The organism is Caulobacter sp. SRI_008 (assembly GCF_057586355.1).
Window position 1 is genome coordinate 1 of sequence record NZ_JBYCZS010000011.1, and the last position, 25,680, is coordinate 25,680.

The window sequence follows — 25,680 nt, forward strand, 5'->3', positions numbered from 1 at the left end:
CGGCGGCGAGCCGAAGGTGTAGCGCACACCCAGGGTGATCGAGCTGTCCTTGTAGTCGCCGTCGAAGTAGCCGAGCGAGGTCGGGGCCGGACCGGCCGCGCCCACGTTCGTCGAGACCGAGCCCCAGGTGACGTTCTTGGCGGTCAGGTAGCGGCCCGTCAGGTCGAGCGACCAGTTCGGGGTGATGTCCCAGGCCAGGCCCAGCAGGCCTTGATAGGCGAACGCCTGATCGACGTCGTCGATGCTGAGGTTCTGGTAGGGCGCCGCGCCGGCCGGCACGCCGCTCAGTTGGCCGTAGACCTTGTTGTGCACCCAGGCCGTACCGACGCCGACGCCGACGAACGGACGCCAGGACGAGTCGGGCAGGAAGTCATAGATGACGTTAGCCATCAGGGTGGTGGCCTTCAGCTCGCCGTTCGGCTCGCCGCAGGTCGGGCTGGTCGTCGTGCGGAGCGGACCGGCGGTGCAGAGACCCAGCGGCTGCGGACGCGAACCGTCCTCGGAGCGGACGCCCTTGATGTCGCCGCCGCGATAGCCGTATTCGCCTTCGACGCGCCAGTTCGGCGACAGACGGTAACCGAGGCGCGCGAAGCCCGCCCAGTCCTTGTCGGTCGAGAAGGTCCAGTCGTAGGGACGGCCATCGGAGGCGTCCACCGACGAACTCGTTTCAACGCCCTCGGTCGAGTGGTAACCGACGTCGCCGGCCACGTACCATCCGCTCAACGCGCTTTGGGCGGAGGCGCCTGACGCCGCGCAAAGCGCGACGGCTGCGACGCCAGCCAGCAACCCGAATTTCATGTGAGAACCCTCTTTAAATTAGCCAGGACGCCCCCCGCGGGGCGGCTTCCACGACGACAAACGCGTGACCTCGCAAATCGGCTGTGGCGCCAGCGCCACAGTGAGCGAGTTTCGTCGATATCTCGACAGAACCTCCTCTGAAACGATCGGTCCACGGACGTCGTGATCGCCTCGCGCCGGTCTTCGCGCGAGCAGGGAAATGATCGCCCTGTTCGCAATCAGCGTCCAGATCAACCCAGGCGATTATTGGCAGAACGGTGGATGGTGAGCGCTGTTTGATCAGCGGGGAGGCGACCAGCGGCGCAGAATGCGCGTCGCTGGTCGCGGACCGGGCCGCGGATCGCCCCCACGACCCTGCGGCCAGGCCACCCTCTCCTCTTCACCGCTTGGAGGAAGCGGCGAAGGCTGTCGTCGTCCGGGCGCCGATCATCGCGGCCGCGGGCGAAATCTCGTCGGGTCCGTCTCGACGCCGCCGACCGCTTGTGGAGTGCGTGACGACGTCGAGCCGTCCCCCGGCAGCGTTGCGGCAGGGATCGAGGGATCGACGGGCCCGGCCAGAACGCAGGAGACGCTCGTCGCTTCCCTCGCCATGCGATGGAAGCGCTCGAGGGCGACGGCTAGCACCCGCTCCGGGGAATTGTCGCGTCCCAAACCTGGAACATTCCGCAACACGGCGCGCCGCGAAGGGCTGGACAGTACATGCGGTTGCGTTAACTACGACTTCGCGCGGGGGAAACAGTGCGCTCCCGGAAAGCTTTCAGAGCCCGATGTCAGAGCGCGTACGGCAGGGCCCGGATGAAAGCCCGCTCCTCGAATTCCCAATCGTCCTGCTGCTGGCCGCCGGCCATTTCATGGCCTTCGTCGACCGGGCCGTGCCCAGCGTCTACGCCCCCGCCCTCAAGGCCGGCTTCCAGCTGACCGACACCCAGCTGGGCGCGCTGCAAGGCCCCGCCTTCGTGGCGCTCTACACCGTCGCCACCCTGGTCACCGGCCATCGCGGCCACCGCCTGCCGCGCGGACTGCTGCTGGCGGGGTCCGCCGCCCTCTGGACCCTGGCCACCATGGCCATGGCCTTCGCCCAGACCTACGCCGCCCTGTTCGCCTCGCGCCTAGTGCTGGGCCTGGCCCAGGCGGTGTTCGCGCCGACGGCCCTGGCCGTGATCGTGGCCGGTGCCCCCGCCGCCCGGCTGTCGCGCTGGGTGTCGGTGTTCACCTCGGGATCGTCGATGGGACGCAGCGGAGCCCTGCTGGCCGGGGGCCTCGCCCTGGGCGCCTTTTCGGCGGGGATCTTCCAGGCCTTCGGTCACGCGCCGTGGCGCGCGGCCATCCTCCTGCTGACCCTGCCCAATCTGGTGCTGGTCGCCCTGCTGGTCTGGCGCGTGCGCGGCCGCGACGAGGCCGTCCCCCGGGGCCAGGGCCTGGCCCAGACCCTGGCCCATCTGGCCGCGCGGCCGGCGGGCCTTGGCCTGCATTTCCTGGCCGCCGGCGCGGTGATCCTGCTGGTGCAGGCCGCCGCGGCCTGGGCGCCGTCGATCGTCAACCGCGCCTGCGGCCTCACCCCGGCCGCCAGCGCCCTGCTGGCCGGCCTGGTGGTGCTGGTCGCCGCGCCGGCCGGACACCTGGGCGGCGGCTGGCTGCTGGACCAACGACGCAAGGCCGGCGGCGGACCGGCCCTGGTCGTGACCGGCGGCGCCCTGCTCGCCGTGCTCGGCGCCCTGCTGCTGAGCCGCGCCGGCTCGCCGGCGACAGCGGCGGCCGCCCTTTTTCTGATCACGGCCGGCGGCGGGGCTGCGGCCCTGGCGGCCCTGGCCGGCCTGCAGCCGCTGAGCCCGCCGCATCTGCGCCCGGCCATGAACGGCCTCTACCTGGCCTTCGTCACGGTGGCGGGCCTCGGTTTCGGCCCACTGCTGACCGGCCTGCTGAGCGACCGATTGTTCTCCGGACCGCACGGCCTGGCCATGGCCCTGGCGGCGGTGATGACGGCGGCGGGATCACTGGCCGGGCTCGCCGCGTTTCTCGGGGCGGAGCCCTGGCGGCGGCTGGCGCAAGAGACGAGCGAGATGGCGCGCGCCTAGATGTCAGCCTCAGTGACCGACAGCTTTCATTTCTCCAGCGACGAGCACCCGGCCGACGAGGCCTTCGCGCTCTATGCGACCCTCTATTCGCGCGGCTCCGACGTCAGCCGCGGCGAAGGCCCGTTCTTCGCTCAGGTGCGGGCCTGGCGGCTGGACAAGATCCTGCTGTTCGAGCGCCGGCTGTCGGGCGTGGTCCATGCCCGGCGCGAGCGGATCGCCGGCGACGGCTTCGACCACTTCGTCCTGACCCACGTGGTCGAGGGCGAGGTGCGGCTGGACGCGCCGGGGCCGCCCCGGACCCTGGGACCGGGCGAAGGCGTGCTGCTCGACACCCGCCGACCGATGCGCACCGACCACCGCGACGCCGTGATCCTGACCGCCAGCATCGCCCGCGACGTGATCGAGGCGGCGCTCGGCCCGGCCGGACGGCTGCACGGCCAGATCCTGATCCCGCCGGACAACCTGGTCCTGGCCGACTTCCTCTCGTCCCTGGCCCGGCGCGGCGACGGCCTGGCCCCGACCGCCCTGCCCGCCCTGGGCCGGGCCTTCATCGACATCCTGTCGTCGGTCGGCGGCGACGCGGCCCGCGCCGGCCGCGAAGACCAGCGCCGCGACCTGGCCCGCCGCGAGAGCGTGCGCCGCTTCGTCCTGCCCCGCCTGGCCGACAAGACCCTGTCGGTCGACGCCATCAGCGCCGGAGCCGGCATCTCGCGCTCGTCGCTCTACCGCCTGTTCGACAAGCAGGGCGGGGTGGCACGGTTCATCCAGCTGATCCGCCTGGACGCCCTGCGCGCCGTGCTCGACGCCCAGGGCCACGCGGCCCCGGGCGAGGACGAGCTGGCCGAGCGCCTCGGCTTCGGCGGCGTGGCGCAGATGGAGCGATTGTTCGCCGAGGTCTATGGCGCCGGCCTGCAGGCCTATCGCGAGGCCGTCGGCGACAAGCCCCGCAACGACCCCGACCTGGCCAAGCGGCGCTGGGAAGGCTGGCTGAACGAGCTGGACTAGACCTCGAGGGGCCTTACGGCGCCTTTGGCGGCCGCCCGACCAGAACGCCGCGACCGTGCGGGGCGATGTAGACGACGCCGTATTCCAGCAGGTCCCCGGCCACGCCCTGGATGTCGCCGAACTGGTGGGCGTCGTCGTTGATCCGCGTCCAGGACCCGCCCTCGTCGTCCGAGCGCCACAGGCCGCCGCGTCCATCGACCTTGCCGTAGAGATAGACCGCCGGGTAGCCGTCCTTCTCCTTGGGCGCGCCGAAGCTGACCGACCAGGCCGCGTCGACCTTGCGGGCCGGCTTGAACGGCGCGCCGGCGTCGCGCGAATGCAGCAGGCCCGACGGCAGGGCGATCCACAGGTCGCGCATCCGGGTCGGCACGACGGCCAGCTGGGCGCGGTCCCAGTGCTGGGTCGCCGGCAGGCCCGAGGCGATCGGCGTGAAGGTCAGGCCGCCGTCGACGCTGACCAGCACGCGGCCGCCGGCCCGGTCGTGCACGTAGAACACCCGCTCGACCACCTTGTCGGCGACCGGAACCAGGGTCTGGTCGCCGGCGGCGGGCCAGCCAACGGAAGCCGTCCAGGTCTTGCCGCCGTCCAGCGAGGCGTAGCCGACGTCCTTCTCGGGCGCCCACAGCAGGGCAGAGCCCTTGGCCGACACCGCGATCGCGCCCGGCCCGCGCCAGGGCTGGCCTTCGCCGGGGACCTTGTAGGGCTGGGCCGACATCGGCCGCCAGTCGGCGCCGCCGCTGGTGGAGTAGAAGGCGTTGGCCTTGCCGTTGGCGGTGCGGACGATGTAGCCGGGCTTCTGGCCGGCGTAGTCGACGCTCCAGTTGCTCTCGGTGTTGGGGCGGAAAAGGCCGTTGGCGGGCGGACGGGTGACGTCGTCCCAGGCCGCCCCCGCGGTGTCGCCCATGGCCGCCAGCAGGGTCGCCCCGCCGGTGGGCGAGACCAGCTGGGTGACCGCGCCCTCTTCCAGATTGTCGATCCGGGCGTCCAGCGCCACTGGGGCGTCGCCGCCGGCGGCGGTGAAGTTGCGGCTCATCCACAGGCCGCCGCCATGGCCGTAGATCAGCTCGTCGGCGTTGAACGGATTGACCCGCAGCGCCGAGATCCAGCCGCCCATCTTGCGCTCGGGATTGGTCTCGGCCAGCCACGGATAGGCCCCGGCCGAGAAGCCGGCCTGGCGGCTGAGCGCGCTCCACTTGGCCCCGCCGTCGCGCGAGACGAAGACGTCGTCGTTTGGCCACCAGCGGTCCAGGGTCGAGACCACCAGCGCGCCGTCCGGCCCGACATCGATCCCCGAAAAGCCGCCCTGGCGGGCCTCGCCCTTCAGGGGTGAGATGTCGCGCCACTTGCCCGAGGCCGGGTCGCGCTTCTGCACGCTGCCGCCCTTGGCGTGGCTGGGATTGACCGCGAAGGCGCTTCCGTCCCCTTCGGCGAAGGCGACGTAGAGCGTTCCGTCGGGAACGAACACGGCCCGCTGCGGCAGCTGGGCCGGCGCGCCCGCCACCGGCTGGAACGAGGCCCCGCGATCATGGCTGACGAACAGCCCGCCCTTGCCGTCGGCCCCGCCGACATAGAGGTCGCCGCTCTTCGGCTCGAAGATCACCAGATTGATCGCCCGCGCCGGCGAGGCGGCGACCTTGGCGAAGCTGACACCGCTGTCTGTGCTGCGCCAAAGCCCGTCCTGATTGGAGCCGAACCAGATGGTCTTCGGGTCGGTCGGATCGACCATCAGCCGCTCGCCCGCGCCGCGGCCGTCGGCGTTGCCGCCCACCCGGATCGGCAGCTCGGTCTTCTTCCAGGTGAGGCCACGGTCGTCGGAGCGCAACACGGCGCCCTTGCGCCCCCAGTCCTGCAGATAGAGGCCGCAGACCGCGTAGAGCTTGTTGGGATCGGCCGGATCGACCGCCAGGCTCAGCACGCCCATCAGGTCGGTGTCCTCGCGCGGCAGGTGGTCGAGCAGCGGGATCCAGCGCTTGGCCGCGTAGTCGTAGCGATAGGCGCCGCCGACGTCGGTGCGGGCGTAGAGCAGGCCCTTCTCGCGCGGGTGATAGACGAAGCCGTCGACATAGCCGCCCGCGCCATAGGGCACGCTGGCCCAGGCATAGGGCTGGTCGGCCGCGCGGGCCTGGGTCGCCGGACCGCCCACGGCCAGCATCAGGGCCAGGGCCGCGCCGCCCAGGGCCGGTCCCAGGACAGGCTTCATCCGATCGAAGAACATCTGGTTTCCCCCGCTGCGCTCTGGACGATCCTCAGGCCCGAGCCGGGGTCGTCCTTGATATTGTGAGCGCTACCATACCGAAGACGATTAATCCTACAATACGGGATTTCACGGTTATGGGGGATAAGGCGTCAGTCGGATCCCGCCTTGGCGGGGAGGCGCGGAGAGGGGCCGGCTTCAGGCCCGTTCGCGCATGCGCTTGAAGATGTCCGACAGCCGGTTGTCGCCCGGCTGCGTGCTGGCGGCGGCGGAAACCGGCGCGGGCTTTTCGGCGTAGGCCTGCAGGAAGCCGATGTCGCAGGCGACGACGTCTTCGTTGGCGGCGGCCGGCGGGCAGCCGAAAAAGCCTTCCAGCGCGCGGACCATGGCTTCGGCCTCGGCCTGCAGCGAGGGCCGCCCGGGCTCGGGTTCGAACTCGGCCTCGGTCTCCGCCGTCTCGAAGATCTGATACGGCAGATTGATCTGGTTGATCATCGAGAAGAGGCGGTTGACGTCGCCGGACATGTCGTGGCTCCACCGCAAGGCGGTTCGGGGTTCAAGGCCGTCTGGCCCGCCTTTCCTTCCCCGCCATTTCGGCGAGCAGGACGAGGGCGGACGAGTAGTACGTGCGATCCGGCGGCGTCCCCCGAAGCCTCTGGATCGACGGGTCGTTCAGCGCCAGGGCGGCGATGTCGACACCCCCGCTAGATAACGGAAAGTCGGCTTCATGACCGTCGGACATATTGACCCATGCCGGTGGCCGTTTTTGGGCTTGAATGTTGCCGCGCCAGTAGTCCGCGGTCTCCGCGGCCAGCGAATCCTGGCCGCCCCAGGCCAGGTAGAGCGGCGCCCGGATCGCGTCGAAACCGAACAGCGGCGGCTTGTCCGGGGCCGGCGCCAGGCTGCCGTCGGGACGCACCAGCAACCAGTCGGGCGGAACCTTCTTGGGCCCGAACCGGCCATCGCGCGCCAGGATCACGCCGTCGGCGATCAGGGTCCGCCACGGCGCCTCGGCCCCGTCGGCGGACGCGAAGTCCTGGAAGGCCGGCAGGATGAAATAGGACGGATTGACGATCACCCCGGCCGGGCCGCGAAAGCCCTCCAGCCCGGGCAACAGCACCGTGCGCCCGCCGACCTCGACCACCAGCCGCTCGGCGATGGCGTCGCGGAGGGCCTTGGACGCGACCAGATAGTCGTCGTCGCGCCAGCGCCGCCCGGCCCGCAGCAGCGCCCAGGCCGCCAACACGTCGCCGTCGGCGGCGTTGTTCTGGTCGGCGACGGGCGGCTTCGCGCGGGGGTCGTAGCGCCAGGCCAGCAGCGGCGCGTTCTTTTGGGCCAGATTGGTCCGGGTCCAGTTCCAGGCGCGGTCGAAGGTCTCGCGATCGCCGTGGCCCTCGGCCAGCAGCATCGTGTAGCCCTGGCTCTCGCTGTGGCTGACGCCGCCGTTCTCGGGATCAATCGTGCGGCCGTCGGGCTGCACGTAGGCGGCCTTGAAGGCGGCCCAGCCCTCGGCGGGCGGCCGGGCGCAGGCGCCCGAGGCTCCGGTCGCGGCGATCACCACCGCCATCAGCAGCCTAGACCCGGTGCTCGAACACCAGCGGCGAAGCCGAAGGATCGCGGCAGGTGGTGACGCCGCCGGGACTGCCCTGGGCGGCGAGCCAGGCGCCGTAGGCCCCCGCCAGAATCTCGGCCATGAGCGGCGGCCAGGCCCGCCTGTCGTCGTCGTCGAGCGCATTGGGACAGGCCCCATGGGTGATGAGGATATGATCGTCCGCCGCCGCCAGCCGGGTCCAGCCCCAGTCCATCCCGCCGAGCACGACGTTCAGCTGCGTCTCCAGCTCGTCGAGCGTCTCGACCGTCGGCAGGGCGAAGCGGCGGGCCATGCGCTCGCCCGTGGCCCGCAGGAAGCGCCGGGCGGCGGTCGGATCGGCGACGGCGGTCAGCTCCCCGGCCAGGGCCGCCAGGAACGGCGACCACTGCGGGCTGACGCGGCGGCGGTTCAGGTAGTCCAGATCTCTGGCCCGGGCGTCATCTCCGCTCATCGGCCGCCCTCCCCGCCCAGGGTCTGCTTCACGCCGACGCTGACGGCGGTCTCGTTGTAGACGCCGAAGGTGTTGAAATTGACGGCCCCGCCGATGCTGGCGCCGGGCCGGAACTGGTAGTCGGCCGACAACCCGCCCGATACGCCAAAGCCGCTGGCGCTCTCCGCCAGATAGCGCGGGAAGACGTCGCTGTCGGCCAAGGCCAGGGTGTTGAGCTCGGTCTGCAAGGCGACGTCCATCGGGAAATAGGCCGCCCCGGCCTGGTTGTAGGTCTGGTAGCCCGGCGCGATCGCGCCCTTGAACTTCCACGGCCCCTGGCGGCCGGTGACGCTGATCGGCGCGGTCAGGCTGGTGAACGACTTGGGGCTGAAATAGCCGCCGTGGCCCAGGCTGAAGAAGTTCTGGTTGTTGTCGAAACCCTGCTGATTGAGGTTGAAGCCGACCTGAACCTCGGTCTCGCCACGGCGATACGGACGGATGTAGCCGCCCAGATTGACATGGTAGCTGTCGTTGTCGGCCACGTGCTCGCCGTCGTAGTGCCCGTAGCTGGCGTCGCCATAGAGCCCCGAGGCGCCGTCGTCATAGGACAGGCTGACCCCGCCGCCGGTGCGCATGACGCGGCCCCAGCGCTGGCCGGTGACCGGATCGCGGGCGCCGGCATAGGCTACGACGCTGTCGGTGACCGGACGGCGCTCGATCCACAGCTTGCCCTGGCCGTTGGCGCCCAGGCGCGGCGAGAACACCACGCCGCCGGCGACGTCGATGTCGCCAAAGCCGATCGGGGTCGTGCCGATGTCGGCCGACAGCGGCCCAGCCGCCATCGCCAGGTTGACCGCCGCCCCCGAGGCGCTCTGCGGCGGGGCGGCCGCGTATACCGGCGCGAAGGCGCCGACGATGGCGCGAGCGTTGATGATCTGGTTGGCGCCGTAACGCTGCTCGGCCGAACCCGAGGGCGTGCCGCCGTCGATGCTGACCGGCGAGATCGAGGCGGTGAACCGCACCTCGCCCAGCGACGCCGAGGCCGCGGCCCTGGCCGACAGTTCGTGCAGCCGCCCCAAGCCCGCCTCGCCCGAGCGGGCGCGGATCTGGGCCGAGCCGGACACCTCGGCGGCGGTGCGAGCGGTGATCTCGGCGATCTGGCGGTCGATGTCGCCGACCACCGGGTCGCGCGCGGCCGGCGCCACGAACGGATTGCCCGGCGACGGCGCGACGGTGGTCGTGGGACGCGGCGAGGCGGCCTCGCCCGCGCGGCCGTTGCGGCCGGTGAACGGGAAGGCGACGCCGGCGAAGCCGCGTTCGGCGGTTGGCGTCGGCGCGGCCGGGGTCAGCACGCCGGCCAGCTGGTCGCCGCCGGACGCGATGTCGACGCCCGTGAGGGGCGCGGCGGCGGCCGAGGTCATCAGGTCGTAGCGGCCGGCCGCCACCGGCAGCACCGCCGCCCGCGCCGGAACGCCGCCGGCCGTGAACGGATTGGGGCCGAGACCGCCGCCCGGGGTCGCGTTCGAGCCGCCCGGCGCAAGCACGGCGTCGAGACCCGAGCCGAAGGTCGGCCGCCGCTCGCGCAGGGTGCGGGCCATGCGCAGGGCCTCCAGCGCCGCCTTCTCGTCGCCGGCCTGGCGCTCGACCCGGGCCGAGGCGAGATAGAGGTCGGCGTCGCGCGGGCTGGCGGCGATCGCCTGGGCCAGGGTGCGGCGGGCGCTCGCCACGTCGCCCTTGGCGGCCGAGGCTTCGGCCAGGCCGATCAGGGCCTCCTTGTCGCCGGGCTTGGCGCGCAGCAGGACGGCGAAGGCCTGGGCGGCCTCGTCGTACATCCGGCCGTCCTGGTAGACGCGGCCCAGCGGGGCCAGCAGGCGGGTGTTGCGCGGGGCCACCGCGAAGGCGGCCGACAGCACGTCGAAGGCGCTGGCCAGATCCCCGGCCTGGCGCAAGCGGTCGGCCCGCTCGGCCCCGAGGGTGGCGGTCAGGTCGGCGACCGCTCGAACCCCGTCCGGCGAAGCGCCGGAACGAGAGGAGGCCTGGCGGATGATGGCGGCGGCCTCGGCGTCGCGTCCGGCCTTGGCCAGCACCGCGACCATGCCGTCATAGCCGGCCGGCGCCTCGGTGACGCCCTCGACCAGGGTGCGCTGGGCCATGGCCAGGGCGGTCTGGCGGTCGCCCAGGTCGTAGAGCGCCGAGGCCAGGCGGCCCTGCGCCGCGACCGGCAGCGCCGGACGGGCGGCCAGGGCGCGCAACGAGGCGACGCCGCCGCCCTGTTTGGCCTGGTCGATGGCGGCGTCGATCTCGAGCCGGCCGCGCAGGGCCGTCATCTCCGGCGTCATCTTGCCGACGGGCGCGCGGTCGAGCAGGGCCAGGGCCTCGGACGGGCGGCCCTGCTGGTCGGCGAAGACGGCGGCGGCGTGGATCTGCTCGGGCTGGGTTCCGGCGCCGACCGGGGCCATCAGCCCCTCGGCGGCCTGGGCCTCGCCCTGGCCCGCCAGGAAGCGAGCGAAGTCGAGCCGCACCCACGGATCGGACGGCGCGGCGGCCAGGGCGCTCTCGAAGGCGGCGTTGGCGCCCGACAGGTCGCCATTGGCCCACAGCTGGCTGGCGCGCTCGTGGTCGATGCGGCCGCGCAGCACGTTCTGGCCGCTGGCGTCGGGTTGCAGGGCCGGCGAGGCGGCCGCCACCGCGTCGGCCTCGGCCGTGCGGCCCTGGTCGAGCAGCACCTGGACAAGACCCTGCTGGGCCTCGGCCTGGTTGGGCGCGGCCGCCAGCACGGCGCGATAGGCGCTCTCGGCTTCGGCCGCCTTGCCCTGGCGGCGCAGCGCCTCGGCCAGCAGGCCGCGCGCCAGCAGGCGGTCGGGATAGGTCTCGGCGGTCAGCGGCCGCAGCGTCTGCTCGGCCTTGATCACCTGGCCCTGGTCGAGGGCGGCCTGGGCGTCCTGGAGGCCTGCGTAGAAGCGGGCGCTGGTCAGGGCCTCCTTCCAGCGGCCGGCGCTGGCGGGGCTGGACCGGCTGGCCCGTCCCAAGAGATCGGCGGCCTCGCCGAACCGCTGGGCCTGGAGCCGCACGAGGCCAAGCCCGCCCAGGGCGTCGGCGTCGCCCGCGCGGCGGGCCAGGGCAGTCTGGAAGCGCCGTTCGGCCTCGGCGACGTCGCCGCCCTGCAAGGCCTCGAAGCCCTTGGCCCTATCGCCCGCCGAGGGATCGACAGCCGCAGCCGCCGGGGCCTTGGGCGCGGTGCGGGCCGCGGCCAGCTTGCGCGAGATCTCGGCGTCGTTGGGACGGGCCGCCAGATAGTCGCCGAACAGGTCGGCGTTGCGCGGGCTCTCGTCCATCCAGGTCAGGGCCTGGCGCCAGGCGCTGGCGGCCTTGCCGGCGACGGAACCGCCGCCGCCCGCCAGGCGGGCCAGCAGGGCCACGCCCTCGCGGCGGGTGCCCTCGCGATAGGTCAGGGCCTGGCCGAGCGCCAGCTGCACGTTCTGGTCGCCCGGCTTGCGGGCCGACAGCGCCCGCAGACCCGTCTGGGCCTGGGCGACACCGCCCGGCGCGCCGGCCAGGGTCTGATAGTATTCGAGAGCCACCGCGTCGGGCGGGGTCGAGCCGCCGAACGCCTGGCGGTAGGCCGCCGCGGCGGCCGCGTTCTCGCCCCGCTGGGCCAAACCCCGGGCCTTGGCCAGGTCGGCGCCGCCGGCTGAAGCCCCGCCCACAGGCGCCTTGGCCCCGCCGCCCGGCGCATCGAGGGCCGCCAGGCCCCGCTTGGCCGCCGCGTTGTTGGGATCGGCCGCCAGGGCGCGCTTGTAGGCGTCGGCCGCCAGGTCCTTGCGGCCCTTCTGGCTCCAGAAGTCGCCCTGGCGCACCAGGGCGCCGACCGCCGCGCTTCCACTCTGCGCCTGGGCGACGGAGGCCGTCCCGCCCGCCAGCAGGATGGCGGCCAGGGCGGCTTCCACGGACATGCGACGCAGGGACTTCACTTGGCGCTACCTTCGAGACGGCGTCGCGCGATAGCCTTCAGCGCGACGATGAGCGGGAACGACAGGGCCAGGCCGACACCGAAGATCGACAGCGCCAGCAGCAGCGGCCGCTGGCTGAGCCACCACATGCCGTAGACCCACCAGGGCAGGTCGCCGGTGTGGAACACCTTGCCGACCTGGAAGCTGGAGAAGCCCTCCTCGGTGACGATGGCCAGGTCGCCCTGGATGCGGGCGTTCTGGGCCGGGTCGTCGAGGCGGGCCACCACCGCCGGCAGGCGGGTCGGGTCGCTGGCCAGCACGGCCACCACCGCCCGGCCGCGATCGAAGGGCGAGCGGAAGCTGACCAGGCCCTCGAAGCCCTCGCCGGCCACCAGCAGGTCGTCGGCGTGGTCGCGGCCGGCCGAGGCCTCGCCGTCGGCCATCAGGAACAGCCGCTCGATCGGGGCGGCCAGCTTCAGCCGCAGCCGGTCGTCCTCGAAGCGCACCGGCGCGCCGGCGAACAAAGCCCCGAACCGGCGAACCATGTCGGGGCGGCCGATCAGCAGCACGTCGCGGCCCTTCAGCGAGGCCGCGTCGGCGTCGCGCGCGATCGCCACCCGGGTGACCGGCGCGCCGGTGACGTCGCCGAACCGGCCCATCAGCGCCAGATAGGCCTCGATGTCGGCCGCTCCGGGGTTGGCGTCGAGCACGACCGTGGTCTTGTCGAGGTCGGCGTTGCGGGTGAACGGGAAGCCGGCGCTGGCGAAGAAGGCCAGGTTCGGCAGGGCCGCGAAGTGGCGGCCGCCGCTGAGGTCGATCGAGGTGTCCGGATCGATCCCGCTGTGGACGTTGGTCGGCAGCTGGCCCTGGCAGGCCCCGGTCTTGTTGCTCTTGATGTCGAAATAGAACTGCAGCTGGCTGGCGCCGAACAGCAGGTAGGGCGGCAGGTCCAGGCTGTGCTCGTTGCGGGCGAAGCGGTTGAACAGGCCCCGCACCTCAGCGGTGCGGTCCTGGGCGCTGAGCCGGTAGGAGCGCAGGTACTGGCCGTTCAGCGACACGTCGAGGCGCGACTGCTCGCGGTCGAACCACGGCCCCTTCGGATAGCGGTAGCGCACGCGCAGCGGCGCGCCCTGCACCGGCCATAGGAAGAGATCGGGTGCGACGCGGAACGGCACGGACACTGGAGCCGGCGACAGGCCCGGCGCCTGCAGAAGCTGGGCGTCAACCAGCTCGCCCAGGCGGACGGGACGATCCATGCGCAGCCAGCGCGGGGCGTCATAGGCCACGCGCGGGGCGATCAGGGCGGTGTCGACCTGGGCCATGGCGCCGTTCAGCCCGCCCTGCGAGATGCTGAGCGCCAGGGCCGCGCGGCGGATCTCGGAAGTGTCGCGACCGATCACCAGCAGCAGGCGATGGTCGGGGGCCTGGGGGTTGGCGACCACGGCCAGGGTCGGACCGTTCACCCGCGGCAGGGTCAGGCCGCCGATCGTCTGGCCCGACTGGCCGAACACCACGCCCTCGCCCTGCGGCAGGGCGCCGATCAGGGTCGGGAAGGCGAAGCCGCGATAGCTGGCCCGCATGCCGAAATAGGAGGCCGCCGCCCCCGCCCCGCGCAGCACCGCGTCGGAGGGGGTCTCGGCGAACACGAACGGCAGCACCAGCTTGCCGCCGCCCTTGTCGAAGAACGGCCCGGGCAGCATCGCCAGGTCCGGGCTCGCCGGCAGGCGCGAGACCGTCAGCTCCAGGCGCGAGCGCTGATTGCTGAGCGTCATCCACAGCGACGAATGCTGCGGGTCCTCGCAGGCGCGGGTGTAGTGGCCGATGAAGCGGAGGTTCAGATTGTTGTCGCGCAGGAACAGGGCCGGATCGATCGGGATCGACCACTCGGTTCCGGCCGCCCGGTCGGGGGTCAGCATGACCGCGCCGGCCGGCTCGCCGTTCAGGGTCACGGCCAGCTGCGACAGGTCGCCCAGCAGCGACGGCGAATAGGCGCCCGAGACGACGAGACGGGCGGCGGTGACCACCTCGTCGCGGCGCAGGGTGAAGTCGACGCCGGCCTCGCCCTGCACGCCGCGCAGGCGCAGGGACTGGCCAAAGCCCAGGTCCTTGAGGGTCAGCACGCGGGTCGAACCGGCGGGAACCGCAGCGGCGGGCGCGGGATCCTGCGCCCTCGCCTGCCCGCTCCAGCCCAGGCCGCCGGCCAGCAGTAGGCCCGCGACGATCACCGCCGCCCGGCCGCCGTCGGGTCCGCCGCCCGTGCGCGAGCGCGGCGCCAGGGCCGCGGGCTTGGCCGCCCGCCACCAGAACAGGATGCTGGCGCTGGCCCGGACCAGGCCCGCCAGGGCGGCCAGGGGACGCACCGGCGCCCAGTGGGCGTTGGGCACCCAGGCGTCGGCGCGGCCGACGACGTTGCGCACCAGGTCGCGGCGTTCGGCGAAGCCGAGCGGCAGGAACTGCACTCTCAGGACCCCCTTGTCGAACATGATGGACCGCGCCTTGAACGGACGGGCGCGCTCGTCCTGCAGGAACTCGACCGAGTCGAGCTGGCGCTCGTCGCCCCAGAAGCCGTCGGGAATGATCGCCGACAGGCCGCCCATCGAGACCTCCAGGGTCTGGACCTCCAGCACCTCGCCGTTGGTCAGCCGCAGGCGGGCGGGCAGAGAGGCCTCGATGCGGACGTGCTGGCGCACCTGCCGGGTCTCGCGGCCGACGGCGATGGCGGTCAGCAGCACCAGCAGGCTGAACAGGGTCCAGAAGGCGTTGAGCACCAGGGTGCCGACCAGCACGAAGTCCGGCTCGGCCGTCGCCAGCCGCCACATGGCGAAGCAGAGGCCGGCGATCAGCAGGCCGGCGACCACGATGTGCGGCCACATCAGCGACCAGTCGAAATAGCCCTTCTCCAGCCGGCCGCCCTTGTCGGTGACGTTGAACTTGCCGTGCTTGGGCGCGAACAGGGTGACGATCGTCGGACCCAGCAGGTGGAAGGCCAGCAGGGTCTCGTAGATCTCGCCCCAGAACGCCATGCGCTCCTCGCCCTGCATGCGGTTGTTGGTGACGATCGAGTGCACCAGGTGCGGCAGGGCGTAGGCCAGGATCATCGGGGCCGAGGCGCTGATGATGTTGAACCCCAGCAGCAGGAAGACCAGCGGCGAGGTCAGGAACACGATGCGCGGCAGCGGAAACTGGAAATGCAGCATCGCATTCAGGTAACAGAGCCGCTGGGCGATGCTCAAACCCTTGCCGAACAAGGGATTGTCGATCCGGAAGATCTGGGTCATGCCGCGCGCCCAGCGGATGCGCTGGCCGATGTGCAGGGCCAGGCGCTCGGTCGCCAGACCCGCCGACAGCCGGATTTCCAGGAAGGCCGTGTTCCAGCCCCGGCGTTGCAGCTTCAGCGCGGTGTGGGCGTCCTCGGTTACGGTCTCGTGCGCGAAGCCGTGGGTCTCTTCCAGGGCCGCGCGGCGGATGATGGCGCAGGAGCCGCAGAAGAAGGCGGCGTTCCACAGGTCGTTGCCCGGCTGGACCACCCCGTAGAAGAGGTCGCCCTCGCCGGGGATGTCCTTCACCGTCTGGATGTTCCGCTGCACCGGATCGGGCGAATAGAAGTGGTGCGGCGTCTGCAGCAGGGCCAGGCGCGCGTCCTCCTGGAACCAGCCGACGGTCATCTGCAGGAAGGCGCGCGTGGGGATGTGGTCGCAGTCGAAGATGCAGACCAGCTCAGCCTCGGTCTGGCCCAGGGCGTGGTTGAGGTTGCCTGCCTTGGCCCCGAAGTTGTCGGGCCGGGTCATGTAGATCGCGCCGGCCTTCTCGGCGAAGGCCTTGAACTCGGGCCGGCGGCCGTCGTCCAGCAGGTACACCTTGAACCGGTCGCGCGGGTAATCCATGCCCAGCGCCGCCAGCACCGTGTCCTGCACGATCTCCAGGCTCTCGTTGTAGGTCGGGATATAGACATCGACCTTGGGCCAGGACGCCGGCGCGCCGGTGATCGGCCGCACCGGCCGCTGCAGCGGCCAGGCGGTCTGCAGATAGCCCAGCAGCAGGATCAGCCAGGCGTAGATCTCGGCCAGGTACAGGCCCGTGCCGAAGAAGGCCTCGCCGAGATTGCGGAAATGCAGGGTCTCGGTCGTGCGCCACCACAGATAGCGGGTGCTGACGATCACCGAGACGACGCACAGCGCAATGGTCAGGTGCTTGGACTGCGACAGGCGATTGGCCGCGATCACCCCGACGATGGTCGCCAGCGCGAACAGCGCCTGGTCCTTGAAGCTGAGCGGGATGACGATCGCGACGAGCGCCACCGCCAGGACGGCGGCGATCAGCAGCGCGACGCCCACGCGCGAGGCCAGCCGCGCCAGGAGCGACCGTGAAGCCGGCCCCGAAGCAGAAGGCGACGTCACAGCGTCCATCGGCCCAGCCCTCCGGTCGACGGCCCAGGCCCCGCTGCGGTCATCGTCGCTGGATCTCTCGTTCTAACAGTCAAGCTTTCACCAAGTCTTCGCCGCCGATGCTAGCGGCCGGCGCTTACGACCTACAAGCGTGGCTGTATGACTATTCTCGCGCCCGTTCCAGGCGCGCCGCCGCGACCAAAAGCCGCATTACTTCCTCAGAGCCGCCTCTCACGATTCAAAAACCATCATTTTACAAGCACCAAGGCGGCGTTACTGCGTGGAAGCTTGAACGCCGCGCATTGAAATACATTGCACGGCCAGATCGAATTTCATGACGTCGCCGCAGCGCGGTTCGAACCCCGGTCGCCGAGGCCGCCTCGACTCGGCAGCCAGACGCTCGTCCACCCCCTCAAATGTTCCAATGTTGGAACACGACGGTCACCGAGCGCGGTGCTAGCGGTCACGCTTGCAACAATGGCGCGCAAACGCGCCAGACGGGACCGTGATGCCGGATCGCGGTCCTTCGGGGGACTGAGACCACATGAAGAAGACCAACGACCGCCTGTCGCGGACGATGATGACGAGCGCCTCGATCGTGGCGCTGTGCGCGCTCGCGCCCAGCCTCGCCGGCGCCCAGGCCGTGCTGAACGGCGCCCCGGGCCAGGCCCTGACCGCCGGGACGATCACCACGACCAACGGCACGCTGTTCGACGGCGGAACTGGTGGAGGCGTCTCGGTCGCCGCCGGGACCAACGACGATGTCACGATCTCGAACGCCGTGGTGGTCGCCAACACCGGCGGCTGGTCCGGCGTGAACGTGTCGTCCACCGGGACCAGCCCGGGCCAACTGAGCGTCATCCTCGACGGGACCAACAGCCTTCAGGGCATGTCGAGCGCCGTCTGGGCCTACGCCCAGACCCAGGACGTGCTGCTCGACGCCAGCGCCGGCGGCGGAACCTATGTCGGCGCCGGATCCTTCGGAACCGGCCTGAACGCCAGCGCCTCGACCGGTTCGGTCACCATCCTGAATGGCGGCAACGTCATCACCAACACGTCCCAGGGCATCATCGGGTCGGCCTACGGAAGCGGCGACGTCACCATCGTCTCCAAGGGTGGAACGATCACCGGGACCGGAGGCGTCCAGGGCTCGTCGGCCGGCGGCGACGTCACGATCGGCGCTGACGGCGGCGTGACCACGGCGATCACCGCCTCGTCCACCGGCTCGGCCATCAACGCCATGACCTCGGGGACCGGCGAGGTCGCCGTCACCACCGCCGCCGGCGGCAAGCTGGAAGGCGGCGCCAACACCGTCTTCGCCGTGACCAGCGGGGCCGGCGACGTCCAGGTCACCCTCGGCGACACGATCGGCGCGACGACGCGCAGCGCCTATGCGGCGATCTACGCCCAGTCGACCGGCGGCGACGTCGGCGTCGATGCGACCGCAGCCATTCGCGGCGGCGCGGGCGCGATCTCGGCCAACACCTCGGGCGCGGGCGACATCACGATCTCGACCGCGGGCGTGAACAGCACGTCCAGCAACGCCGTCTTCTCCAGCACCACCGGCTCGGGCGACATCGCCTACACCCTGAACGGCCCCAACACGGTCACCGGCGCCACCGGCGTCTACCTGACCACCTCGGGCGTTGGCGCACTCAGCGTCACGGCGACCGACGCCGGCTCGTCGTTCATCGGCACGACCTACAACGGCGCCGACCTGCGCGGCGCGGGCGGCCAGATCGACGTCGACGTGGCCGGCTCGATCCAAGGCGACGGCGTCGGGGTCTATGTCGCCACCGGCGGCGCGGGCGCCATCACCGTCCATGCCGGCTCGGTCAGCGCCCGCACGGGCAACGCCGTCTCGGCCAACAACTCGACCGTCGGCGGCGCGGGCACGGTCAGCGTCGGCACGGCCGATCGCCGGCTGGGCTCGGCGACCAGCACCAACGCCACGGCGATCTTCGCCTCCAGCCAGGGCGACGTGAACGTCTACGCCACCGGCGTGACCGCCGGCACGCGCGGCATCGTCGCCGCCAGCCAGGGCACGGCGCCGAACGGCGACGTCGTGGTCGACGTCAGCGGCGCGATCAACGCCGGCTCCTACGGGATCATCGGCGTCAACTACGGCGAGGCGGTCGGCAACGACCTGACGATCCGCACCGCGGGCGCGATCACCGCCGGGACCGGCACGGCCATCAGCGCCGAGGCCGTCAACGGCGACATCTCGATCACCGCCGACGGCGCGCTGAGGTCGACCGGCAGCAACGGCGTCTGGGCCAAGGCTTACGAGAACGGCGCCATCGGCGTCGTCACCAACGGCGCGGTCGAAGGCGTCTGGGCGATCTACGCCAACGCCACGGCGGCCACGACCGGCGGCGCGATCGACATCACCGCCACCCAGACCGTCACCGGCAAGTACGAGGGCGTCGGCGCCGAAGCCACCGGCGACGGCAAGGTCACCCTCGACCTGGCCGACGTGATCGCCACCGAAGGCCACGGCGTCTTCGCGAGCGCCAAGCGCGACATCTCGATCTCGACCGGCGCGGTCACCGCCACCGGCGGCGGCGCGATCACCCTCGACGCCTTCAACGACGCGACCGGCGTCACCGGCGCGGCGGGCTATGCGATCAACGCCGTCTCCTCGCTCGGCGCGGTGGACGTGACCTCGACCGGAACCCTGACCGGCGGCGCGGCCGGCGGTCTCTATGTCCGCTCGGCGGCCGGCGACGGCGCCGGCGGCGTCACCCTCGACCTCGCCGACGTCACGGCCGGCGCAGGGCGCGCGATCGAGGTCAACTCGGCCAGCGGCCCGGTGACCGTCACCGCCGGCGCCATCACCGCCGCCACCGACGGCGTGCGGGTGCGCGGCTGGGGCGACGGCGCGACGGCCGGCGCCATCACCGTCGGCACGGCGAGCGACCGCATCGGGACGGTCAACGCCGCCGGCGGCACGGGCCTGTTCGCCACCGGCTCGGGCGACGTCAGCATCTACGCCACCAACGTCACCGCCGCCACGCGCGGCGTCCTGGCCTCCAGCCAGGGCTCCAACCCCGACGGCAAGGTGGTGATCGACGTCAACGGCACGGTCGTCGCGGGCGGCAGCTACGGCGTGCTGGGCCTCAACAACGGCGTGCTGGCGGCCAACACCGTGAGCATCACCACCGGCGCGGTCACCTCGACCGGCGGCTCGGCGATCAGCGCCCAGGCCAACGCCGGCGACATCACCGTCGTCGCCAACGGCGCCATCCAGGCCAACGCCTCGCAGGCCACCGGCTCGTGGGACGGCGTCTATGCCGAGGGCTATGACGACAACAACATCTCGATCACGACCCACGGCGCGGTCACCGGCTCGTACAACGGCATCGAGGCCTTCCTGCGCAGCGCCGTCGACCACGGCGCGATCGACATCACCGCCGACGCCGCCATCCGCGGCCAGACCGGCGTCGTCGCCATCTCGACGGGCAAGGGCGGTATCGACCTCGACCTGGCGGCCGTGACCGGCACGAACGGTCCGGGCGTCTTCGCCAGCGGCGCGGGCGCGGTGTCGGTCTCGACCGGCGCGGTCACCGCCACCAATGGCGGCGGCGTCTCGCAGAACGGCCTCAGCGACGTCACCGGCGTCAACCAGACCAGCGGCTACGGCGTCATCGCCCTGTCCAGCGGCGGCGCGATCGACGTCACGACCGCCGGGCTGCTCACCGGCGGCGCGGCCGGCGGGATCTTCGCCCAGACCACCGGCGGAACCGGCGCGATCACCGTGGCCACGGCCGACGTGACCGCCGCGAGCGGTCGCGCGATCGAGATCCAGAGCGCCGGCGGCGCGGTCAGCGTCACCACCGGCGCGATCACCGCCCAGACCGACGGCGTGCGGGTGCGCGGCGGCGCGGCCGCCGTGTCGCTGGGCTCGGCGACCCAGCGCATCGGCGCGGTGACTTCGGGCGGCACGGGCCTGTTCGCCACCGGCTCGGGCGACGTCAGCGTCTACGCCAGCATGATCGACGCCGGCACGCGCGGCGTCGTGGCCTCCAGCCAGGGCGCCAACCCCAACGGCAAGGTGCTGATCGACATCGGCGGCGACATCGACGCCGCCTCGATCTTCGGCATTGTCGGCCGCAACAACGGCGTCCTCAACGTCAACAGCCTGACCATCCGCTCGGCCGGGACCGTCACCTCGACGGGCGGCTCGGCGATCAGCGCCCAGACCGTCGGCGGCGACATCGTCATCGACGCCAATTCGGCGATCGCCAACAACGGGACGGGCGGCTCGACCTGGGACGGCGTCTACGCCGAAAGCGACCAGGCGGCCCTGATCTCGATCCTGACCCGCGGCGCGGTGTCGGGCGGCTACAACGGCGTCGAGGCGATCTCGGGCGTCGGCGGGGCCAACGGCGGCGTGATCGTCGAGACTCGCGGCGACGTGACGGGCGCCCAGGCGGCCATCCGCGCCCAGGTGCGCGGCGCCGGTAACGCCAGCGTCGCCACGGCCGCCGGAACCACGCTGAAGGGCGCGGTCGGCGTTTCGGCCGCGACGGTCGGCGCCGGCGACATCACCATCGCCAACAACGCCGCCATCGTCACGGCGGGCACGGGCATCCTGGCCACGACGGAGGCCGGCGACATCGCCGTGACCACCGGCGTGACCGGGACCATCTCGCCCGGCGCGGCCGTCGGCATCAACGCCAGCACCGCCACCGGCTCGATCACCATCAACCAGGCCGGCTCGCTCGGCGTGGCCGGCGACAACGGCTGGGTCGGCACGGGCATCCGCGCCGAGATCCTCGGCGGCTCGCAGGACCTGGTCATCAACTCCAGCGGCGGCATCTATGTCGCCCCGGGCTCGGGCCAGCAGAGCGCGGGCATCTACGCCGTCAACCACGGCACGGGCGCGGTCGTCGTCACGACCAGCGGGATCATCGACCCCGGCGCCTACGGCGTGGTCGTGGAAGGCGCGGGCGACGTCACCTACACCGCCGCCGGCGGCGTGGCCGAGGGCGACATCGGCGCCTCGGTGGTCTCGACCGGTTCGGGGACGGTGACGGTGACCACCGCCGCCGGGGCCGTCGTGCGCGGCTTCGACGGCGCGGGCTTCGTCGTCTCCTCGGCCGGCGGCGACGTCAGCGTCGTCAACGCCGGCTCGGTCAGCGGCTCGACCCAGGGCCTGGTAGTCTCGACCAGCGGCGCCGGCTCGACCAGCCTGACCACCACCGGGACGGTGAGCGGCGCCTCGGGCGTCGGCATCGCCGCGACCTCGGGCACGGGCGGGCTGGAGCTGAACATCGGCGGCAGCGTGATCTCGGCCAGCGGCCCGGCCATCCAGGCCGTCTCCACCGGCGGCGGCACGATCAACATCGCCTCGGGCGCGGTGATCGCCGGCAAGATCGACAGCGCCAATTCGGCGGTCATCACCCTCGACACCGCCAAGGGCGAGCACTCGACGCTCAACGTGGCGTCGGGCGCGACGATCCAGTCGGTCAGCGGCTCGGTCTACGACGTGGCCCTGCGCGCCACCGGCGGCTCGGTCGTGGTCAACAACAGCGGCACGATCGCCGGCCGGGTCGACTTCTCGGCCCTGACCGGCGCCGACAGCGGCCAACTGGTCAGCGCCGCCGGCACCAACTTCGAGACCGGCGGCGAGTCGATCTTCGCGGCCGGCGACGACGCCTTCGGCAACTCCGGCAAGCTGATCACCCTGGGCGCCCTGACCACCTTCGACTTCCGCGGCGGGACCAACGTCCTGACCAATAGCGGCACGGTCTATGTGGGCTTCAACCCCGTGGCCGTCGGCGGCTCGAGCTTCGTCCTCAAGAGCCTGACGCGGTTCGCCAACAGCGGCGTGCTGGAGATGGCCAACGGCGTCGTCGGCGACAGCATCGTGGCGACCGGGTCCAGCTATGTCGGCTCGGGCGCGGCCCTGCTGTCGATCGACGCCGCCATCAACGCCGGCGGCAAGGCCGACACGCTGACCGTGGGGACGTCTTCGGGCGTCACCAAGGTGCGGGTCGCCGACCGGGCCAGCGGCTTCGGCGCGCTGAACCTGACCGGGACCGCCGTCGTCGTCGGGACCACCCACGCCGGCGACTTCGTGCTCGACAGCGGCTCGTCCTGGTACAACGCCGCCATCTTCGGCGGGGCGATCGACAAGCCGGGCCTGTTCTTCAGCCAGCTGGCCAACGCCTCGACCGGAACCGTGCTGGTCAGCGCGCCCAAGACCCAGGCCTACCAGTTCGCCACCCTGGCGGCCCAGGCCCAGGGCCTGTGGCACGGCGCGGCCGACCGCGGCGCCCGCAACGCCGAGCTGCGCGACGCGCTGGACCCGGCGGCCAAGGCCGACGCGCCGTCCGCCAAGACCGGCTTCTGGTTCAAGGCCGACGCCGCCCGCGCCGAACGCCAGACCGGCCAGTCACTGACCGTGCTGTCGAACAGCTACGCCTACGACGCCTCCTACAAGCAGGACTCCACCAACGCGACGATCGGCTTCGACGCCGTCAACGCCGCGTCGGGCGGCGGCCTGGCCTGGGGCGCGGCGCTGGGCTACGCCCAGGCCAAGGCCCGCTTCGACCAGTACGACACCCTGACCAAGCTGCAGGGCCCGGTGCTGAGCGGCTACGCCAGCTGGCTGTCGGGCGGGACCTTCGTCTCGGCCACGGTCGCGGCCAGCCAGCTGAACGCCAAGCTGGCCGCCTCGCAGCTGGCCGGCTGGACCCAGCAGAAGGCCGACGTGACCTCGCTCGGCGGCGCGGTCGAGGCCGGCCTGCGCAGGCCGTTCTTCGGCGGCGCGGTGATCGAGCCGAGCCTCGGCGTGACCTATGTCGACACCAGCATCGACGACGTCTCGACCGCGGGTACGACCTTCCGCTTCGAGGACGCCAAGAGCGTGCGGGCCAGCCTCGGCGCCCGCATCACCGGCGTCCTGGCCCCCAGCGAGGCCTGGACGACCCGCTACGCGGTCTCGGTGCGGGTGGTCGATGAACTGAAGGGCAAGAACGACGTGACCCTGCTCAGCGCCGGCGCGCCGTTCAAGATCACCGACAAGGCCTTCGACGGCGCCTATGGCGAGTTCGGCTTCAACCTGTCGAGCCGCAGCAAGAGCGGCTGGACCGGCTTCGTGGACGCCAAGCTGCGCGCCAACGACGCCTACAGCGAAGCCGGCGCCTCGCTGGGCCTGCGCCTGCGCTACTGACGACGGAAGCGACGCGGCGTACGGACGCCGCGTCGCTGCCTTCAACGCAAGACCGGGCCGTCCCGAGCGACCCACAGAAAGCGCCGCCGAAACGCGGCGCTTTTTCTTTGCACGCGAGGTTCGGCGCTTCAGGCGCAATGGGTGCGGAGAATAGCGGCTTCATTCTCCGCACGATCCGCGGAGATCAGCACGACCCAAGCGCCGCGATCGAACGCGGCCGCGCGTCAGCGCGCTCGGCGCAAGTCTCTGATTTTAAAGAGAAGGGATGGTGGACGCGACAGGGATTGAACCTGTGACCCCTACGATGTCAACGTAGTGCTCTCCCGCTGAGCTACGCGTCCGCCGAAGCGATCCGAAGCGCCTCGAGGAGGCGTCCCGGCCGGGAAGGTGTGGGGGTATAGCGGCGGCTTGGCCGGGGCGCAAGCCGCCGAGGAAACTTTTTCGGAGAAGTTTCGCGGAAGGCTGTGGAGGCTTACGCCGCCATCATCTTTTCGACTTCGGAGACGAGGTCGCGCAGGTGGACGGGCTTGGACAGCACCTTGGCGCCGGCCGGGGCGCGGTCCTGGGCCGACAGGGCCACGGCGGCGAAACCGGTGATGAACATGATGCGCAGGTCCGGGTCGCGGGCCGCCGCCTGGCGCGCCACCTCGATGCCGTCCATGCCGGGCATGACAATGTCGGTCAGCAGCAGGTCCCACGGGTGGTCGAGGTGGCCGACCGCCTCTTCGCCGTCGGCGCAGGCGGTGACTTCGAAGCCGGCGCGTTCGAGCGCACGGGCAAGGAAGCCGCGCAGCGAGTCGTCGTCTTCGGCGAGGAGGATGCGGGCCATGTCGGTCAGTGTCCGTTGGATCTCGTCTCTGGAAAGCCGAATCTAGGCCCGGGACGGTAAATCGCCGGTGAACCGACGCGGACCGTCCACAGATACGACAGGGCGCGAGGACATTTGACCGCAAGCCCGGGGTTCTCGACTATGTGACGCATGAACGCATGGGACCCGATCACCCCGGACACCGCTTCGCCCCAGGCCGGCGCGACCGCCGATCCGGGGCGCGAGCCGGCGTACGAGGCCGTGCGGGCCGCGCCGGAGGGCCAGAGCGCCCCGACGCCCCTGGTGTTCGCCTCGCCCCATTCGGGAGCCCTGTACCCGCCGGAAATGATGGCCGCCGCCCGCCTGCCCGAGAACGTGCTGCGCGGCTCCGAGGACGCCTTCGTCGACCGGCTGATCGCCAGGGCCCCGACGCAAGGGATCTCGACCATCCGGGCGCGGCTGGCGCGGGCCTATATCGATCTCAACCGCGACCCGTGGGAGATGGACCCGGCGATGTTCGACGGCGACCTGCCGGAGTTCGCCCGCGGCCGCACCGCCCGGGTCGCCGCCGGCCTGGGGGCCATCGCCCGGGTGGCGGACGGGCGGCCGATCTACGCCCGCAAGCTGACCTTCGACGAGGCCAAGGCTCGGGTCGAGCGCGCCCACCGCCCCTATCACGACATGCTGACCCGCCTGCTGGCCCAGGCGCGGGCCGCCCACGGCCTGGCGGTGCTGATCGACTGGCATTCGATGCCGGCGGCGGCGGCGCGCGGTTCGCGGGCCCGAGGCGGCGGCCCTTGCGACATCGTGCTGGGCGACCGCTTCGGCGCGGCCTGCGCGCCCGAGCTGACCAAGCTGGTCGAGCAGGCGCTGGAGGAGATGGGATACAGGGTGGCCCGCAACGCCCCCTATGCCGGCGGCTACACCACCGAACACTACGGCCGCCCCGCCCGGCGCACCCACGCCCTGCAGATCGAGATCAACCGCTCGCTCTATATGAACGAGACGACCCGCGAGCCGACCGAAGACCTGGCGACGCTGACGGCGCATGTCGAGAAGCTGACGGCCCTGCTGGCCGGGGCCGACTGGTCGGGCCTGAAATAGCGCCCTCGCGGCCTGCAAAAACGGCCAATTACGGGTCAAACGCCCGCAAACCGCCGCAAAGGCTTGCAAAATCGCGCCTCGCCGGCTTCAGGCCAAAAAAAAGCCCGGCGGTAAGGCCGGGCTAGTTCATTAGGGAGGAAACGCCCAGGAAGGGCAGAAG

At 71.8% G+C, this 25,680-nt stretch carries 12 protein-coding genes and 1 tRNA gene; 4 read left to right on the forward strand and 9 right to left on the reverse strand.

Going from position 1 to position 25,680, the window contains the following annotated elements:
• On the reverse strand, window positions 1-798 hold a 798-nt coding region (locus tag AC2YHT_RS11390), incomplete at its 3' end, for an outer membrane protein (RefSeq protein ID WP_487289803.1).
• A 767-nt stretch (window positions 799-1,565) separates the two neighbouring features.
• Between AC2YHT_RS11390 and AC2YHT_RS11395 the strand changes: the two genes are divergently transcribed.
• Together AC2YHT_RS11395 and AC2YHT_RS11400 are read left to right on the forward strand one after the other, a co-directional pair.
• Complete coding sequence (locus tag AC2YHT_RS11395) at window positions 1,566-2,873, forward strand: MFS transporter (protein WP_487289805.1); 1,308 nt, start codon at window positions 1,566-1,568, stop codon at window positions 2,871-2,873.
• Window positions 2,874-3,878 carry an AraC-like ligand-binding domain-containing protein gene (locus AC2YHT_RS11400; protein WP_487289807.1) on the forward strand — a complete coding sequence of 335 codons (1,005 nt, stop codon included), beginning with the start codon at window positions 2,874-2,876 and terminating at the stop codon, window positions 3,876-3,878.
• 13 nt (window positions 3,879-3,891) lie between these two features.
• On the opposite strand, the gene AC2YHT_RS11405 is transcribed toward AC2YHT_RS11400, so the two are convergent.
• The 6 genes from AC2YHT_RS11405 to bcsA all read right to left on the reverse strand — a co-directional run bounded on the left by AC2YHT_RS11405 (window position 3,892) and on the right by bcsA (window position 16,449).
• Window positions 3,892-6,093, reverse strand: coding sequence for a WD40/YVTN/BNR-like repeat-containing protein (locus AC2YHT_RS11405; protein WP_487289809.1), 2,202 nt, complete (start codon window positions 6,091-6,093; stop codon window positions 3,892-3,894).
• 177 nt (window positions 6,094-6,270) lie between these two features.
• Window positions 6,271-6,597, reverse strand: a complete 327-nt coding sequence (locus AC2YHT_RS11410; RefSeq protein WP_487289811.1) for a hypothetical protein — start codon at window positions 6,595-6,597, stop codon at window positions 6,271-6,273.
• Window positions 6,598-6,628: 31 nt separating this feature from the next.
• Window positions 6,629-7,639, reverse strand: coding sequence for a family 8 glycosyl hydrolase (locus tag AC2YHT_RS11415; RefSeq protein WP_487289812.1), 1,011 nt, complete (start codon window positions 7,637-7,639; stop codon window positions 6,629-6,631).
• A 7-nt stretch (window positions 7,640-7,646) separates the two neighbouring features.
• Window positions 7,647-8,114, reverse strand: a complete 468-nt coding sequence (bcsD, locus tag AC2YHT_RS11420; RefSeq protein WP_487289814.1) for a cellulose biosynthesis protein BcsD — start codon at window positions 8,112-8,114, stop codon at window positions 7,647-7,649.
• The gene (locus AC2YHT_RS11425) at window positions 8,111-12,046 is read right to left on the reverse strand and encodes a cellulose synthase subunit BcsC-related outer membrane protein (RefSeq protein ID WP_487289817.1); all 3,936 of its coding nucleotides are present in this window, start codon (window positions 12,044-12,046) and stop codon (window positions 8,111-8,113) included. The genes bcsD and AC2YHT_RS11425 overlap by 4 nt, the downstream gene beginning before the upstream one ends.
• A 14-nt stretch (window positions 12,047-12,060) precedes the next feature.
• Window positions 12,061-16,449, reverse strand: coding sequence for a UDP-forming cellulose synthase catalytic subunit (gene bcsA, locus AC2YHT_RS11430; RefSeq protein ID WP_487289818.1), 4,389 nt, complete (start codon window positions 16,447-16,449; stop codon window positions 12,061-12,063).
• A 523-nt stretch (window positions 16,450-16,972) separates the two neighbouring features.
• Between bcsA and AC2YHT_RS11435 the strand changes: the two genes are divergently transcribed.
• On the forward strand, window positions 16,973-23,608 hold the full coding sequence (locus AC2YHT_RS11435; protein ID WP_487289820.1) for a hypothetical protein: 6,636 nt from the start codon (window positions 16,973-16,975) through the stop codon (window positions 23,606-23,608).
• A gap of 266 nt (window positions 23,609-23,874) precedes the next feature.
• On the opposite strand, the gene AC2YHT_RS11440 is transcribed toward AC2YHT_RS11435, so the two are convergent.
• Window positions 23,875-23,949 (reverse strand) — tRNA-Val (locus AC2YHT_RS11440).
• 131 nt (window positions 23,950-24,080) lie between these two features.
• Complete coding sequence (gene cpdR, locus AC2YHT_RS11445) at window positions 24,081-24,437, reverse strand: cell cycle two-component system response regulator CpdR (protein WP_110119269.1); 357 nt, start codon at window positions 24,435-24,437, stop codon at window positions 24,081-24,083.
• A 150-nt stretch (window positions 24,438-24,587) separates the two neighbouring features.
• Here cpdR and AC2YHT_RS11450 point away from each other — a divergent pair, with 150 nt between their 5' ends.
• The gene (locus AC2YHT_RS11450; RefSeq protein ID WP_487289822.1) at window positions 24,588-25,520 is read left to right on the forward strand and encodes an N-formylglutamate amidohydrolase; all 933 of its coding nucleotides are present in this window, start codon (window positions 24,588-24,590) and stop codon (window positions 25,518-25,520) included.
• The last annotated feature ends 160 nt before the right edge of the window (window positions 25,521-25,680 follow it).

Excerpts from the sequence above, each read along its gene's own strand:
- AC2YHT_RS11395 (WP_487289805.1), top strand. The coding sequence starts at position 1,566 with ATGTCAGAGCGCGTACGGCAGGGCCCGGATGAAAGCCCGCTCCTCGAA.
- AC2YHT_RS11400 (WP_487289807.1), top strand. The coding sequence starts at position 2,874 with ATGTCAGCCTCAGTGACCGACAGCTTTCATTTCTCCAGCGACGAGCAC.
- AC2YHT_RS11405 (WP_487289809.1), bottom strand. The coding sequence starts at position 6,093 with ATGTTCTTCGATCGGATGAAGCCTGTCCTGGGACCGGCCCTGGGCGGC.
- AC2YHT_RS11410 (WP_487289811.1), bottom strand. The coding sequence starts at position 6,597 with ATGTCCGGCGACGTCAACCGCCTCTTCTCGATGATCAACCAGATCAAT.
- AC2YHT_RS11415 (WP_487289812.1), bottom strand. The coding sequence starts at position 7,639 with ATGGCGGTGGTGATCGCCGCGACCGGAGCCTCGGGCGCCTGCGCCCGG.
- bcsD (WP_487289814.1), bottom strand. The coding sequence starts at position 8,114 with ATGAGCGGAGATGACGCCCGGGCCAGAGATCTGGACTACCTGAACCGC.
- AC2YHT_RS11425 (WP_487289817.1), bottom strand. The coding sequence starts at position 12,046 with ATGTCCGTGGAAGCCGCCCTGGCCGCCATCCTGCTGGCGGGCGGGACG.
- bcsA (WP_487289818.1), bottom strand. The coding sequence starts at position 16,449 with ATGGACGCTGTGACGTCGCCTTCTGCTTCGGGGCCGGCTTCACGGTCG.
- AC2YHT_RS11435 (WP_487289820.1), top strand. The coding sequence starts at position 16,973 with ATGAAGAAGACCAACGACCGCCTGTCGCGGACGATGATGACGAGCGCC.
- cpdR (WP_110119269.1), bottom strand. The coding sequence starts at position 24,437 with ATGGCCCGCATCCTCCTCGCCGAAGACGACGACTCGCTGCGCGGCTTC.
- AC2YHT_RS11450 (WP_487289822.1), top strand. The coding sequence starts at position 24,588 with ATGAACGCATGGGACCCGATCACCCCGGACACCGCTTCGCCCCAGGCC.